Raw genomic sequence first — 14,868 nt, forward strand, 5'->3', positions numbered from 1 at the left:
CCGCTATTGCGCCGCGCCGCGCCTGATGGTGTCGGCGAGCAGGCGGGCGAGGCAGGCGTTGAGGCCGTCCACCGCCGCGGTGGCGGCCTTGGGGTCGCCGCCGGTCTCGATGGCGAATTCCCCGGATTCGAACAACTGGCGCATGATTTCGTCGCGGCGCAGCACGGTGGCCGCCTGCGCGGCGGCGGCGCGCAGCATGATGTCGCGGTAGTCCGCGAAGTTGATCAGGGTCGCGGTGGCGGGGCTGAACTGCGGCGTCACCAACACCACGTCGGCCCCCGCCGCGCGCAGCGCCGCGATGCCGGTTTCCAGCGCGTCGCCGAAGTCGGTGGGGTCGAGCCGCCGGATCGAATCGGTGGTGCCGGTTTCCCACACCACCAGCGCCGGGGCGAGGCGCGCCGCCTCGGGCACGGCGTCGGCGGCCATCATCGCCGCGGTCTGCTTCTCTGCGGCTCTGTCGATCACCTCGGCGCGGCGCGGCGCCCAGGCGCGCGCCAGCTCGGCGGCGAGGAGGCGGACATAGGATTTCTCCCGCGACGAGGCCCCCCGCCCGGTGGACGAGGTGGAGCCGATCGCCACGACGCGCACCGGCCCCCCTGCCGCCAGGGCCTTGGCGGTGCGGGGCAGGGGAAAGATTTCCGCCACCGAGTCCGGCGGCACCGCGCATCGGCCGAAGCGGCTGGTCTCGGCCTGCGCCGCGGTGGACAAAAGCGCGCAGAGCGCGGCAAGAGCCAGGATGCGCCAGGTATGCGTCATGCGTTCCCCCCCCTGCGGGACGCCGACAGGTCCTTCTCCCGGCGTTGATACCAATCGAGACAGCCTGCCGCGGCGATCATCACCGCGATTCCCGCCGCCGCCGCCGCCATCTGCAGGACGATGCTGTCCCTGGCCTCTCCGAGGAGGATCGCCGCGCTCAGCGACAGAAGGGTTCCCAGGCAGAAGATTTCCAGGGAATGGCGGCCGCAGACCACCAGGGGCCGCAAGGCCGCAAGGCGGGTGAGCGGGCTCTCCGGTTTGACGAAGCGCGCGGCGGCGTAGGCGGCGCACAGGAAATGGACGAGGCGCAGCGGGTCGAGCGCGGTCTTGTCGATGGGATACATCCAGGTGAGCAGGTGCTGGGGCAGCAACCGCTCGACGGCGGGGAATTTCCAGCCGAGCACCACGACGAGGGCGAAAGCGAGGAAACCCGCCACGGGAATGTCAAGATAGCGCGCCCGCGCGGCGATGCGGGCGGGAATCTCCGGCCGCAGCGCGGTCAGCGCGCCGAGGACGAACAGAACCTGCCACGCCGAGGGATCGAAGAACCAGACGCCGCCGCTGGGGTAGGTGTGGAGGTTGATGTCGAAGGCGCGGGTGCACTGCCACAGCCCCACCGACAGCGCCAGGGCGGCCCACGGCAGGCGCTTGAGCAGCGGCAGGATCAGCGGAAAGGCGAGCAGCAGCACGATGTAGAGCGGCAGCACGTCCATGTTGAGCGGGCGGAAGCGCAGCAGCAGCACCTGCAAAAGCGTCGCCTCCGGGTCGCGCAGGAAGCTCGCGACGTTCATCTCCTCGGCGAACATCGGGTTGCCGAAGCGCGCGGAGACCGAGGCGACGTGGGTGGCGAAGATGATGAAGAGGAGAATGTGCGCGACGTAGAGCTGCCAGCAGCGCCGCCAGATCCGCGCCGAGGTGAAGAGGAAATCGCCGGAGGCGGCGGTCATGCCGTAGGCGCGCGCCGCCGAATAGCCGGAGATGAACACGAAGATCTCGGTGGCGTCGCTGAATCCGTAGTTGCGGATGGTGAACCAGCCGAGGGGGTTGCCACGGATGTGATCGACGAAAATGAAGATCAGCGCCAGGCCCCGGAACAGGTCGAGGCGGCGGTCGCGTTTCGAGACGGCTTCCGCCCTGCGGTCCAGGATGGGTCCCCACGGACATTGCAACGCCGCCAGCATAGGGCAATTCCGCAGCCGCCGATACGGCGCATCGCAGGCGTTCGATTTGGCATGGGGGAGGGATGCGCTGGCTCCGGAGGAGGGATTCGAACCCCCGACCAGCCGGTTAACAGCCGGCTGCTCTACCGCTGAGCTACTCCGGAAACGCGCGCATACGGGCGGACTTGCCGCCCGGTTCCGCACCGGGACGTCCCCGGTGAGGCCGCGATCTATAAGCGAACCCACCGCAGGGGTCAAGGCTCTTTTTGCGCGCCGCGGCGGGTGCGGCGTTTCCGTTTGTATGGCGCGGGGGTGAGGCTATATAAAGGCGCAGCGGCGGGTTTCCGCCGTCCGGGCAAGGCAACGCAGTCGGTCGAGGACACGGGCATGGATTTCGAGTTGGCACGCCGCAACATGGTGGACAATCAGGTTCGCACCAACCGGGTGACGGATTCTCTGGTGATTTCGGCCCTGCGGTCGGTGCCGCGCGAGGTGTTCGTGCCCGCGCCGGCGAAAAGCCTGGCCTACATCGACGACGATATCGAGGTCGCGCCCGGGCGCTTCCTGATGAAGCCGGTGGCGCTCGCCCGCCTGCTGCAACTCGCCGAGGTGCAGCGCACCGACGCGGTGCTCGACATCGGCTGCGCCAGCGGCTACTCCGCGGCGGTGCTCGGCCACATGGCGAGCAGCGTGGTGGCGCTGGAGGAAGACGCGCAACTCGCCAACTGGGCGGCGGAGACGCTGCTCGGGCTGGGCATCGACAACGCCGCGGTGCTGGAAGGCGGGCTCGCCCAGGGGCTGGCGGATCAGGGCCCCTACGACGTGATCCTGATCGACGGCATGGTGGACCGGATTCCCGAGGGCGTGCGCGCGCAACTGGCGGAGGGCGGCCGCCTCGTCGCGGTGGTGCGCGACAAGGGCATCGGCCGCGCCACCCTGGTGACGCGGCGCGGCGGCGCGTTCGGCCACCGCATCGAGTTCGACGCCACGGTCGCGCCCCTGCCGGGCTTCGCCAAGGCGGCCGCGTTCGTCTTCTGAAGCGCGGCTGCGGCTTGCGTCTGGACATCCGCGGCCGGGCGGCCTATGTCTTGCCCGGTGGGAATTTTTTCGCGGTCGAGGGGCGTCATTCGCAGCCGTTCCGCAAGGGGCGGTCCTTCTTCGGAGATGGAGTGTTTCATGGCGAAGATCAGCCATAGACTGACCGGCGGCGTGGCTATGGCCGCCCTGCTGGCGGCGGCGTCCGTGGGCGTTGCGCAGGCGGAGACCCTGAACGAAGCTCTGGCCATGGCGTATGCCTCGAATCCGCAGTTGCTGGAGCAGCGGGCCTACCTGCGCTCCATCGACCAGGGCGTGGCGCAGGCGCTCTCCGGCTGGCGGCCGAGCGTGACGCTGTCCGCCGACGGCGCTTCGGTGAAGCGCGACGACTACAGGATATCCGGAGTCTCCCAGCGCGACATCTGGCGGCAGGAGCGCAGCCTCGGGGTGACGCTGACCCAGCCGGTGTTCAACGGCTTCGGCACCGTCAACGCGGTGAGCCAGTCGAAGAACCAGGTCTACGCGGGGCGCGAGAGCCTGCGCTCGGTGGAGCAGACGGTGCTGCTCGGCGCGGTGACCGCCTACCTCGACGTCTGGCGCGACCTCGCGGTGGTGGGCCTGACCACCAGCAACGAACAGGTGCTGCAGCGCCAGTTGGAGGCCTCGCGCGACCGTTTCGCGGTGGGCGAGATCACCCGAACCGACGTGGCGCAGTCCGAGGCCCGGCTTTCCAAGGCGCTGGCGGACCGCGTCTCCGCGGAGGGCAACCTGCAGGTGTCGCGCGCGGCCTACCAGCGGGTGATGGGCAAGGCGCCGGAAGGCATCACCCAGGTGCCTTCGGCAGGCGGCCTGCCGCCGGACCTCGTCACCCTGCTCAAGGAGGCGGTGGCCGACAACCCGGACTACAAGGGCGCGGACTTCACCGTGCAGGCCAAGGACGACGCGGTGGGCGTGGTGCGCGCCGAGCTTCTGCCCAAGGTGAGCCTGGTGGCGAGCGCGAGCCAGCTCAACGATCAGAGCTACTCCGACGACGAGATGAAGGTCTATTCGGTGGGTGCGACGATGAGCATGCCGCTCTACGAAGGCGGCAGCACCTATGCCCGCCTGCGCGCCTCCAAGGACCAGCTGGCGCAAAGCCGCAAGGCGCTCGAACGGGTGCAGCGCGCGGTGGTGGAGAACGGCACCAGCGCCTGGGAGTCCCTCACTTCGGCGCGCGCGCAGATCGTCGCCTACCGCGAGGAGGTGCGCGCCTCCGAAATCGCGCTCGACGGCGTGCGCCGCGAGGCGGAGGTCGGCTCGCGCACCGTGCTCGACGTGTTGGATGCGGAACAGGAACTGCTGGACGCGCGGGTCAACCTGGTCAAGGCGCAGCGCAGCGAGGCGCTGGCATCCTATCAGGTGCTCGCCGCGATCGGCCGCCTCACCGCAGCCGACATGGGCCTCGATACGCCGCTCTACGACCCGAAGACGCACTACGACGATGCGGCGGGCGCGTGGTTCGGCGCCTCGGTGTTTTCCGACGACGGGCGCGAAGGCCTGAAACGCGCCGAGTGACGCGTCTGTCCTTCGCTGTGAAAATCCGTTAAGTTTTTGGACAACCTGTGTTATGGGTTGACGGGTGAGTCGCGCGGGCAGGGGGTCCGAGCCTGCGCGGGGGTAGCGTAGAGAGAAGGCCGGGACATCCATGAGCGAGGATAAGGGCCAGCAGGAACCGTCGATGGAGGACATCTTGGCCTCCATCCGTCGGATTTTGTCCGAGGACGACGGCAAGAAGGGCGGCGAGATCGCCCCGGCCGAGGAGCCGGCGCCGGTTGCCCCCGCGCCCAAGCCCAAGCCTGCCAAGGCGCCGCCCGCGCCGAAACCGGCGCCCGAACCCGAGCCGGAGCCGGAACCGATGCCCGAACTGGAGCCTGCGCCGATACCGGAACCCGAACCGGAACCGATTTCCCTGTTGCCGGAGGACATGCTGGAGGAGGAGGAGGACGACGACGTTCTCGATCTCACCGACGACATGAGCCTCGCGCCGCCGCCGCCGCCGCCCGCCCCGGAGCCCGAACCCGAGATCGAGGAGGAAGAGGACTTCTTCCCGCCGGAGCCGGAGCCGCGGCCGATCTTCGACATGGCGCCGGAGCCGCCTTCCATCGCGCCGGACGTGCTTCTCGAACGCGCGACGCAGGACGTTTCCGAACAGGCCTTCGCCAGCCTGGCGAGCCTGCTGGCGAATCGCAACCTCGGGATCGGCCAGCTCGGCGTCACCCTGGAGGAACTGGTGCGCGAACTGCTGCGCCCGATCCTCAAGGCGTGGCTGGACGAGAACCTGCCGGGCATCGTCGAGCGCATCGTCGAACGCGAAGTCGAACGCATCGTCAACCGCATCGGTCCGATGAAGTAACGCCTGCGCGGTTTTTTGAGCATTCTCACGGCGGGCGCTTGCGCCCGCCGTAATCTTTTTCTACACAGAGTGCCTGCCCCGCCGGCGCGCGCCCGCGGGGCGCGCCGCCGTCATGCGAAAAGGTTCGTGGAAATGCTGGACAAGACCTACGCCCCCGCCGAGATCGAAAGCCGCCTCTACCGGCAATGGGAGAGTTCGGGCGTATTCGGGGCCGAACCTTCCGGCGGCAAGACGCCCTTCTGCATCATGATCCCGCCGCCGAACGTCACCGGCAGCCTGCACATGGGCCACGCGCTCACCTTCACCATCCAGGACATGCTGATCCGCTACCGCCGCATGACCGGCCGCGACGCCCTGTGGCAACCGGGCACCGACCACGCGGGCATCGCCACCCAGATGGTGGTGGAACGCCAGCTGGCGGCGGAGGCCCTGACCCGCCACGACCTCGGCCGCGAGGGCTTCATCGAGCGGGTGTGGAAGTGGAAGGCGGAATCCGGCGGCGCCATCACCCTCCAGTTGCGCCGCCTCGGCGCTTCGCTCGACTGGCCGCGCGAGCGCTTCACCATGGATTCCGGCCTCGACCTCGCGGTGCGCAAGGCGTTCGTCGCGCTGCACAAGGACGGCCTGATCTACCGCGACAAGCGTCTGGTCAACTGGGACCCCAAGCTGCACACCGCGATCTCCGACCTCGAGGTGGAGCAGCGCGAGGTCAAGGGCAGGATGTGGTACTTCAAGTACCCGGTGAAGGGCGAGGCGGGGGTCTTCCTCACCGTCGCCACCACCCGCCCGGAGACGATGTTGGGCGATTCCGGCGTCGCGGTGCACCCGGAGGACGAGCGCTACAGGCACCTGATCGGCAAGTCCGTGGTGCTGCCTCTGGTCGGCCGCGAGATTCCCATCGTCGGCGACGACTACGCCGACCCGGAAAAGGGCACCGGCGCGGTGAAGATCACCCCGGCGCACGATTTCAACGACTTCGAGGTGGGCAAGCGCCACGACCTGGCGCAGATCAACGTGCTCGACCGCGACGCCAAGCTCAACGAGGCGGTGCCGGAGGCCTATCGCGGCCTCGACCGCTTCGTCGCGCGCGACAAGGTGGTGGCCGACATGGAGGCCCTCGGCCTTCTCGAGAAGATCGAGGAGAACCCGATGACCCAGCCCTTCGGCGACCGCTCCGGCGTGGTCATCGAGCCGTGGCTGACCGACCAGTGGTTCGTCGATGCCGCCGAACTCGCCAAGGACGCCATCGCCGCGGTGGAGGACGGGCGCACCAAATTCGTGCCCGAGACCTGGTCCAAGACCTACTTCGAGTGGATGCGCAACATCCAGCCGTGGTGCATCTCGCGGCAGATCTGGTGGGGGCACCAGGTGCCCGCGTGGTACGGCCCCGACGGCGCGATCTTCGTCGAAATGACGGAAGAGGCGGCGCTCGCCGCGGCGAAGGCGAAGTACGGCAAGGACGACATCGTGCTGCTGCGCGACCCCGACGTGCTCGACACCTGGTTCTCCTCCGCCCTGTGGCCGTTCTCCACCCTCGGCTGGCCGGAAGAAACGCCGGAACTCGCCCGCTACTACCCGACCGACGTTCTCGTCACCGGCTTCGACATCATCTTCTTCTGGGTCGCCCGGATGATGATGATGGGCCTGCGCTTCATGGGCGACGTGCCGTTCCGCACCGTCTACATCCATGCCCTGGTGCGCGACGAGAAGGGCCAGAAGATGTCGAAGTCCAAGGGCAACGTCATCGACCCCCTGGGGCTCATCGACTCCTACGGCGCGGATGCGCTGCGCTTCACCCTGGCGGCGATGGCGGCGCAGGGCCGCGACGTCAAGATGTCGGAAAGCCGGGTGCAGGGCTACCGCAACTTCGCCACCAAGCTGTGGAACGCCGCGCGCTTCTGCGAGATGAACGAGTGCCGCCTGGAGCCCGCCTACAAGCCGGATCAGGCGCAGCACGCGGTCAACCGCTGGGTCGCGGGCAAGCTCTCGGAAACCGTGGCCGCGGTGGGCGAGGGGCTGGAGACCTACAAGTTCAACGAGGCGGCGGGCGCGGCCTATCAGTTCGTCTGGGGCACCTTCTGCGACTGGTACCTGGAAATCGCCAAGCCGCTTCTGACCGGCGAGGACGAGGCGGTGAAGGCGGAAACCCGCGCCACCGCGGCCTGGGTGCTGAACGAGGTGCTGAAGCTGCTGCACCCGTTCATGCCCTACATCACCGAGGAACTGTGGGCGAAGAGCGCCGCGGTCCCGCGCGGCCAGCTGATCGTCGAGGCGTGGCCGCAGGCCGGCGCGATCGACGCGGCGGCGACGGCGGACGTGGACTGGGTGGTGGCGCTGATCACCGCGATCCGTTCCGCGCGCGCCGAGGTCAACGTGCCGCCGGGGGCCAAGACCGCGCTTCTGGTGCGCGAGGCGGATGCGGACTCGCGCCGCCGCCTGGCCGATTACGGCCCGGTGGTGGAGCGCCTGGCGCGCGTCGAAACCATCGCCGACGCCCCGGCGGGGGATGCGGCGAAGGGCGCGATGCAGATCGTCCTGGGGGCGGCCACGGTCCTCATCCCGCTCGCCGGGGTGATCGACATCGCGCAGGAGAAGGCGCGCCTCGCCAAAGAGCTGAAGCGCCTGGACGGCGAGGTGGAGCGCTTCGACAAGAAGCTCGCCAACGAGAAGTTCATCGCCGCCGCGCCGGAAGAGATCGTCGCGGAGCAGCGCGAGAAGCGCGCCGACGCGCTCCTCCAGCGGCAGAAGGTGCGGGAAGCCCTGGCGCGCATCGAAACTTTTTGATGCGCGTGCATTTTTGATGTTTCCTTGAAGCCGGATTTCCGCGTGGAGGACGACACATGCCCTATGTCCAGTGGTCCAGCCGTTTCGAGTTGGGGGTTCCGTTCATCGATGCGGACCACAAGGTTCTGGTGGACCTCCTCAACCGCATGTACGAGGCCTCCCGCGCCGACGGCGGTCTGGGGGACATCGGCGGCATTCTTTCCGCACTGGTGGACTACACCCACTACCACTTCGTGCGGGAGGAACGCGCCCAGTTCGCCGCGCATTATCCCGACATCCGCGAACACCGCGCCCAGCACGCCGCCCTGACCAGGGAGGCGAAGCGCCTGTTCGAGTCCTTCCGCGCCGCGCCGGACGAGGTGGAGGTGGGCGACCTGGTGGACTTCCTCAGCGACTGGCTGATGGACCACATCCTCCTCCACGACATGGCGATCAAGCCCTACCTGCTGGCCAATCTGGAGGCGGTTTCCGCCGCCGAGGGGGTGAGCTACGCCGCCCTCCTCGCCACCGACCGCAAGGACGCGAATCTCGAGTGGTCGCGACTCACGGTACTGGTGGTGGAGGACAGCAAGCCCTTCGCCAACGTGCTGAAATCGATTCTCGTCAACGTCGGCGTCGGCGGCGTGGCCATCGCCCCGGACATCGCCTCCGCCCTGCAGGCGCTGGAGGAGGGGCCCTTCGACCTGATCCTCGCCGATTGGCGTCTCGGCGACGGCGACGGCCTGGACTTCGTGCACCAGGCGCGTGGCCGCGGCGTCATCGCCCCGGTGGTGATGCTCACCGGCTATGCCGACGAAAGCCTGGAGGCGGCGCGCGAGGGCCTGGGGGTTTCCGAATGGTTGCAGAAGCCGGTGACCTCCGGCGAACTGATGGCCTGCATGGCGCGCCAACTGGCGAAATAGCCGGAGATCACGGCATGGCGAGGCGGCACCACACCGGCGTGTGGTCGGAGGCCTTCTCCCGGCCGCGCGGCGCGGTGTCGATGCCTGCGGCGGTCAGCGCATCCGCCGCGCCGGGCGAGGCGAGCAGGAAGTCGATGCGCAGGCCGTGGTTCTTCGCCCACGCGCCCGCCTGGTAATCCCAGAACGAATAGAGCCCGGGGTCGGGGTTGTAGGCGCGCACCGCATCGGTCCAGCCCTGGTGCGAGAGCGCGGAAAAGCGCGACCGCGTCTCCGGCCGCATCAGCGCATCCCCCGCCCACAGCGCGGCGTCGTAGCAGTCCATCGGCGTGGGGATGACGTTGAAGTCGCCGCCGATCACCGTGGGCGTTCCGCTGCGCAGCAGCGTTGCGGCATGGGCGTTCAGCCGCTCCATCCAGGCGAGCTTGTAGGCGAACTTGGCGCTCAAGCCGCCGCCCTCGGCCACCGGGTTGCCGTTGGGCAGATAGAGCGCCACGACGCGCAGGCCGTCGCCCACCGTCGCCTCCAGATAGCGCGCCTGTACGTCCTCCGCATCGCCGGGCAGGCCGCGCGCCACGTCGGAAAGCCCGATTTTCGAGAGGATGGCGACGCCGTTGTAGGACTTCTGCCCGTGCACCGCGAGGTCGTAGCCGAGCGCGCGGAACTCCAGCTCCGGAAAGTCGGCGTCCCGGCACTTGATCTCCTGCAACAGCGCCACGTCGGGGGCGAAGCTCTTCAGCCAGTCCAGAACCGCGGGCAGGCGGGCCTTGACGGAATTGACGTTCCAGGTGGCGATGGTCGGCACGGGCGGGGTACTCCGTAAGGGGAAGGTCGCCGGTATCATAAAACAAAAACTTTGCGGAGGGACTCGGTCCCTCCGCGCCTCCCCTTAGTTTTTTCGCCGCGCGATGATTCAATGGCGCTGCGCGCAAAAAATCTGTGAGGTCAAAGGCGGCCGAGTCCCCTTGCGGGGTCCGGGGGCAGCGCCCCCGGCCTTGTGTTTCCGCCCCGACAACGCTAGTGTCCGGGGCATGAACGCGACGTTTTGCCAGGCGCCGTTGGCGCCCTATGCCTGTCTGCCCGACCGCAGCCGCGGACGTCTGTTCGACGAGCCCGCGGCGGTCGGGCGTTCGCCGTTCCAGCGCGACCGCGACCGCATCATCCATGCCGCGGCGTTCCGCCGTTTGTCCTTCAAGACCCAGGTGTTCGTCTACCACGAGGGCGACAGCTACCGCACGCGGCTGAGCCATTCGCTGGAGGTGGCGCAGATCGCCCGCTCGGTGGCGCGCGAGCTGTGCCTCAACGAGGACCTGGCGGAGGCCCTGGCGCTCGCCCACGACCTCGGCCATCCGCCGTTCGGCCACGCCGGGGAGGACGTGCTGAAGGTCTGCATGGAGCCGTTCGGCGGCTTCGACCACAATGCGCAGTCGCTCAAGGTGGTGACCCGGCTGGAGCGCCACTATGCGGATTTCGACGGCCTCAACCTGACGTGGGAGACGCTGGAAGGCCTGGTCAAGCACAACGGCCCGATCGCCGGCGCGGTGCCGGGCTACATTGCGGAATTCGACGCGGCGTTCCCGCTGGACCTCGCCGGGCATGCCGGCCTGGAGGCGCAGATCGCCGCAGTGGCCGACGACATCGCCTACAACAACCACGACATCGCCGACGGCCTGCGCGCCGGGCTGTTCGGCCTCGACGACATCCGCGGCCTGCCCCTGGTGGGGGAGAAGCTGACGGAGGTGGAGGCGCGCTACCCCGGCCTCGATGCGCCGCGGGTGATTCACGAGACGATCCGCCGGATGATCAACGCCATGGCCTCCGACGTGGTGGCGACGGCGCGCGCCAACCTGGACTCTCTCGGCATTTCCGATACGGCGGAGGTGCGCGCCGCGGGCCGCGCCATCGTCGCCTTCTCGCCCGCGATGCGCGCCGCCGATCGCGCCTTGAAGGATTTCCTGTTTCCGAATATGTATCGCCACCACAAGGTGATGCGCGCGATCATCAAGGCGCGCCGCGTGGTGGACGACCTGTTCGGCCTGCTGCTGGCCGAGCCGCGGCTGCTGCCTTCCGACTGGAAGCGCCTCTGCGGCGGCCCGGAGGAGGCGGAAACCGCGGCTGCGGTGTGCGACTACGTGGCCGGCATGACCGATCGCTTCGCCCTCGACGAACACGCGCGTTTATTCGATCCGAAAGTCAATCCATGAACCTGTTTGCCGAATTCAAGGCCCGCATCGCCGATGCGGTCGCCGCCCTGCAAGCCGAAGGCGCGCTGCCGCCGGACCTCGACGCCACGCGCGTTTCCGCCGAGCCGCCGCGCGACGCCGCCCACGGCGAGGTCTCGACCAACGCCGCCATGGTGCTGGCCAAGCCCGCGGGGATGAAGCCGCGCGACCTCGCGCTTCTGCTCGCCGGCCGCCTCGCCGAGACCGCGGGGGTGGAAGCCGCGGAGGTGGCGGGGCCGGGGTTCATCAACCTGCGGCTCGCGCCGTCGTTCTGGCACGATCGGTTACGCGACGTGCTGCGCGCCGGCACCGCCTACGGCGATTCCGCCATGGGCGCGGGGCAGGCGGTGAACGTGGAATACGTCTCCGCCAATCCCACCGGGCCGATGCATGTGGGCCACGGGCGCGGCGCGGTGGTGGGCGACGTGCTCGCCTCGCTGCTCGCCAAGGCGGGCTATGCGGTGACGCGGGAATACTACGTCAACGACGCGGGCGCGCAGGTGGACGTGCTGGCGCGCTCCCTGCACCTGCGCTACCGCGAGGCGCTGGGCGAGGAGATCGGCGCAATTCCGGAAGGGCTCTACCCCGGAGACTACCTGGCGCCGGTGGGCGCGGCGCTGGCCGCGGAGTTCGGCGACCGCTACAAGACCGCGCCGGAAGGCCGGTGGCTGATGCCGTTCCGCGAGCGCGCGGTGGCCGCGATGCTGGCGCTGATCAAGGACGACCTCGCGGCGCTCGGCGTGTCGCACGACGTGTTCTCCTCCGAGCGCGCACTGGTGCAGGCGGGGGGCGTGCAGGCGGCCTTCGACTACCTGAAATCCACCGGCCTGATCTACGAGGGCGTGCTGGAGCCGCCCAAGGGCATGCTGCCGGACGACTGGGAGCCGCGGGAGCAGACGCTGTTCCGCGCCACCGCCTTCGGCGACGACGTGGACCGCCCGCTCAAGAAGTCCGACGGCAGCTGGACCTATTTCGCCTCCGACATCGCCTACCACTACGACAAGTACCGCCGCGGCGCGAAGACGATGATCGACGTGCTGGGGGCGGACCATGGCGGCTACGTCAAGCGGATGACCGCGGCGGTGAAGGCGATCACCGGCGGCGAGGCGAGCCTCGACGTCAAGCTCTGCCAGATGGTCAACCTGATGCGCGACGGCGAGCCGGTGAAGATGTCGAAGCGCTCGGGCACCTTCGTCACCCTGCGCGAGGTGATCGACGACGTCGGCCGCGACGTGGTGCGCTTCATCATGCTGACCCGCAAGAACGACGCGCACCTCGATTTCGACCTCAAGAAGGTCACCGAGCAGTCCAAGGACAATCCGGTGTTCTACGTGCAGTACGCCCACGCCCGCGCGCATTCGGTGCTGCGCCATGCCGAAGAGGCGTTGCCGGGGGTGGACCTCTCGCCCGAGCTGCTTGTGACGGCGGACCTTGCGTCCTTGACCGACGAAGCCGAGATTGCTTTGATCAAGCTGCTCGCGGCGTGGCCGCGCATCGTCGAGGGTGCGGCGGAGGCGCACGAGCCGCACCGCATCGCCTACTACCTCGGCGAGGTCGCGGCGGCCTTCCACAGCCTGTGGAACAAGGGCCGCGAGGCGGCGGAATTGCGGTTCCTGCTGCCGGACCGTCCGGACGTTTCGGTGGCGCGGGTGGCCCTGGTTCGGGGCATGGCGGCGGTGGTGGCCTCGGGCCTCATGGTGCTCGGCGTCGCCCCGGTGGAGGAGATGTAATCTCATGGCTTCGCAGGACAAGCGGCCCGGCGACGGGTTCGATCTCAGCCTTCTGGAGGGCCTGCGCGAGCGGGTCGGCCAGGACATGGCGGCGGAGGAGGATTTTCTTCCCGCGCGCTCGGCGAAGAAGAGCCTGCTGTTCGGCGCGCTGATCGGTCTGGCCGCGGCGGCGGGGGCCGCCTGGTACATTCTCGGCACCGGCGGCGCGGGCAATTCCACCGCGCCGCAGGAGGTGCCGGTGGTGAAGTCGGAAAAGGCGCCGGTGAAGGTGCGCCCGGCGGACCCGGGCGGACTGGAGGTGCCGAACCAGGACAAGCTGGTCTACAACCGCGTGGACCAGGGCTCGGTGAAGCCCGAGGTGGAGCACCTGCTGCCGCAGCCCGTGCAGCCCAAGGACCTGCCCAAGGCGCAGCCCGCCGACAAGCTGGGCGACGGCATGGCGCCGCTGCCCGCCGCCCCGGCCCTGCCGGAAGCGGTGAAGCCGGTGGAAACCGCCAAGGTGACGCCGCCGCCCGCGGCCAAGCCCGAGCCCAAGGCGGAGACGGAAAAGCCCGCGGCCAAGGCCGAGGCGGCCAAGCCCGCCGCCGCTCCGGCGAAGGCGGGAAGCGGCGCCTGGCAGGTGCAGCTCGCCGCCCTGCGCGAAGAGGCGCGGGCCGAGACGGAATGGACCCGCGCGGTGAAGAAGGCGCCGGAGCTCGGCAAGCTGCCGCATCAGGTGATCCGCGCGGACCTCGGCTCCAAGGGGGTGTTCTACCGCCTGCGCGCCGGAGACTTCGCCGCCCGCGAGCAGGCCGACGCGCTGTGCGACGGCCTCAAGGCGAAGGGCGTGGGCTGTGTCGTCGCGAAGCGCTGACGCGCAGGCGCAAACCGGCGGAGGCATCGCCTCCGCCGCGATTTTCGGTTGCCGCGGCACCCGCCTCGCCGCCGAGGAGGCGGCGTTCTTTTCCGAGGTAAAACCCTTCGGATTCATACTGTTCTCACGCAATATCGAGACGCCGGATCAAGTTCGCGCGCTGGTCGCCGGGCTGCGCGCCACGGTGGGGCGGGCGGATGCGCCGGTGCTGATCGATCAGGAAGGCGGGCGCGTGCAGCGCCTCAAGCCGCCGCACTGGCGGCAGGCGCCCTGCGCCGCCGCGCTGGCGGCGCTGCCCGGCGCGCGGGCGGCGGCGGCGGCCTGGCTCAATGCGCGGCTGATCGGCCGCGAGCTTGCGGCGCTCGGCATCACCGTGGACTGCGCCCCGGTGCTGGACGTGGCGCGGCCGGAAACCCACGGCGTGATCGGCGACCGCGCCTATTCCGGCGATCCCGCCCGCGTCGCGGCGCTGGGCGCGGCGGTGTGCCGCGGCCTGCGCGACGAGGGGGTGCATCCGGTGGTCAAGCACATCCCCGGCCACGGCCGCGCGGTGGCGGACAGCCACCTCGACCTGCCGGTGGTGGACGCCCCGGCGGACGCGCTGCGGGCGCTCGACTTCGCGCCGTTCCGCGCGCTCGCGGACGAGGACTGGGGGATGACCGCGCACATCGTCTACACCGCGTTCGACGCGGCGGCCCCCGCCACCTGCTCGCGCGCGGTGGTGGAGGGGGTGATCCGCGGCGAGATCGGATTCGCCGGCCTTCTGATGAGCGACGACCTGTCGATGAAGGCGCTCTCCGGCGATTTCGCGGCGCGCACCCGCGCGGCGCTCGGCGCGGGCTGCGACATGGTGCTGCACTGCAACGGCGAGATGGCGGAAATGCGCGCAGTGGCGCAGGCCCTGCCGCCGCTTTCCGCCCGCGCCTGGGCGCGCTTCGCGGCGGCGGAGCGGCGGCGTCTGGACGCCGCGGCCGCGGCGGAGGAGAATGCCACGGACGAACTGGCCGCGCGGCTTGCCGCCGCGATGGCGTGAACGG

At 69.5% G+C, this 14,868-nt stretch carries 12 protein-coding genes and 1 tRNA gene; 9 read left to right on the top strand and 4 right to left on the bottom strand.

Annotated features, from left to right (window positions below; translation table 11 throughout):
- Positions 1–3: 3 nt before the first annotated feature.
- The 3 genes from O7R11_RS00135 to O7R11_RS00145 form a co-directional block, all read right to left on the bottom strand.
- Positions 4–756, bottom strand: coding sequence for an SGNH/GDSL hydrolase family protein (locus O7R11_RS00135; protein WP_337995445.1), 753 nt, complete (start codon positions 754–756; stop codon positions 4–6).
- Complete coding sequence (locus tag O7R11_RS00140) at positions 753–1,937, bottom strand: OpgC family protein (RefSeq protein WP_337995446.1); 1,185 nt, start codon at positions 1,935–1,937, stop codon at positions 753–755. Before O7R11_RS00140 ends, O7R11_RS00135 begins: the two co-directional genes overlap by 4 nt.
- A gap of 68 nt (positions 1,938–2,005) precedes the next feature.
- Positions 2,006–2,080, bottom strand: a tRNA-Asn gene (locus tag O7R11_RS00145).
- A gap of 223 nt (positions 2,081–2,303) precedes the next feature.
- On the opposite strand from O7R11_RS00145, the gene O7R11_RS00150 reads away from it, so the two are divergent.
- The 5 genes from O7R11_RS00150 to O7R11_RS00170 all read left to right on the top strand — a co-directional run bounded on the left by O7R11_RS00150 (position 2,304) and on the right by O7R11_RS00170 (position 9,029).
- Complete coding sequence (locus O7R11_RS00150) at positions 2,304–2,954, top strand: protein-L-isoaspartate O-methyltransferase family protein (protein WP_337995447.1); 651 nt, start codon at positions 2,304–2,306, stop codon at positions 2,952–2,954.
- 138 nt (positions 2,955–3,092) lie between these two features.
- Entirely contained in the window at positions 3,093–4,505 is a 1,413-nt protein-coding gene (locus tag O7R11_RS00155) for a TolC family outer membrane protein (RefSeq protein ID WP_337995448.1), read from the top strand.
- A gap of 130 nt (positions 4,506–4,635) precedes the next feature.
- Positions 4,636–5,343 (top strand): DUF2497 domain-containing protein, encoded by a 708-nt coding sequence (locus O7R11_RS00160; protein ID WP_337995449.1) that lies wholly within the window; start codon positions 4,636–4,638, stop codon positions 5,341–5,343.
- A gap of 132 nt (positions 5,344–5,475) precedes the next feature.
- Positions 5,476–8,127 carry a valine--tRNA ligase gene (locus O7R11_RS00165; protein WP_337995450.1) on the top strand — a complete coding sequence of 884 codons (2,652 nt, stop codon included), beginning with the start codon at positions 5,476–5,478 and terminating at the stop codon, positions 8,125–8,127.
- 56 nt (positions 8,128–8,183) lie between these two features.
- Positions 8,184–9,029 (top strand): bacteriohemerythrin, encoded by an 846-nt coding sequence (locus O7R11_RS00170; RefSeq protein ID WP_337995451.1) that lies wholly within the window; start codon positions 8,184–8,186, stop codon positions 9,027–9,029.
- A 7-nt stretch (positions 9,030–9,036) separates the two neighbouring features.
- On the opposite strand, the gene O7R11_RS00175 is transcribed toward O7R11_RS00170, so the two are convergent.
- Positions 9,037–9,831, bottom strand: coding sequence for an exodeoxyribonuclease III (locus O7R11_RS00175; protein WP_337995452.1), 795 nt, complete (start codon positions 9,829–9,831; stop codon positions 9,037–9,039).
- A 226-nt stretch (positions 9,832–10,057) separates the two neighbouring features.
- On the opposite strand from O7R11_RS00175, the gene O7R11_RS00180 reads away from it, so the two are divergent.
- The 4 genes from O7R11_RS00180 to nagZ are packed head-to-tail and all read left to right on the top strand — an operon-like array spanning position 10,058 to position 14,864.
- Positions 10,058–11,230 (top strand): deoxyguanosinetriphosphate triphosphohydrolase, encoded by a 1,173-nt coding sequence (locus tag O7R11_RS00180; RefSeq protein ID WP_337995453.1) that lies wholly within the window; start codon positions 10,058–10,060, stop codon positions 11,228–11,230.
- Positions 11,227–12,978, top strand: coding sequence for an arginine--tRNA ligase (gene argS, locus O7R11_RS00185; RefSeq protein ID WP_337995454.1), 1,752 nt, complete (start codon positions 11,227–11,229; stop codon positions 12,976–12,978). Before O7R11_RS00180 ends, argS begins: the two co-directional genes overlap by 4 nt.
- Positions 12,979–12,982: 4 nt before the next feature.
- Positions 12,983–13,831 (top strand): SPOR domain-containing protein, encoded by an 849-nt coding sequence (locus tag O7R11_RS00190; protein WP_337995455.1) that lies wholly within the window; start codon positions 12,983–12,985, stop codon positions 13,829–13,831.
- Complete coding sequence (gene nagZ, locus O7R11_RS00195; RefSeq protein ID WP_337995456.1) at positions 13,812–14,864, top strand: beta-N-acetylhexosaminidase; 1,053 nt, start codon at positions 13,812–13,814, stop codon at positions 14,862–14,864. Before O7R11_RS00190 ends, nagZ begins: the two co-directional genes overlap by 20 nt.
- Positions 14,865–14,868 lie beyond the last annotated feature (4 nt).

It is taken from the genome of Oleispirillum naphthae, assembly GCA_027864655.1.
Taxonomy (GTDB): Bacteria; Pseudomonadota; Alphaproteobacteria; order Rhodospirillales; family Rhodospirillaceae; genus Oleispirillum; species Oleispirillum naphthae.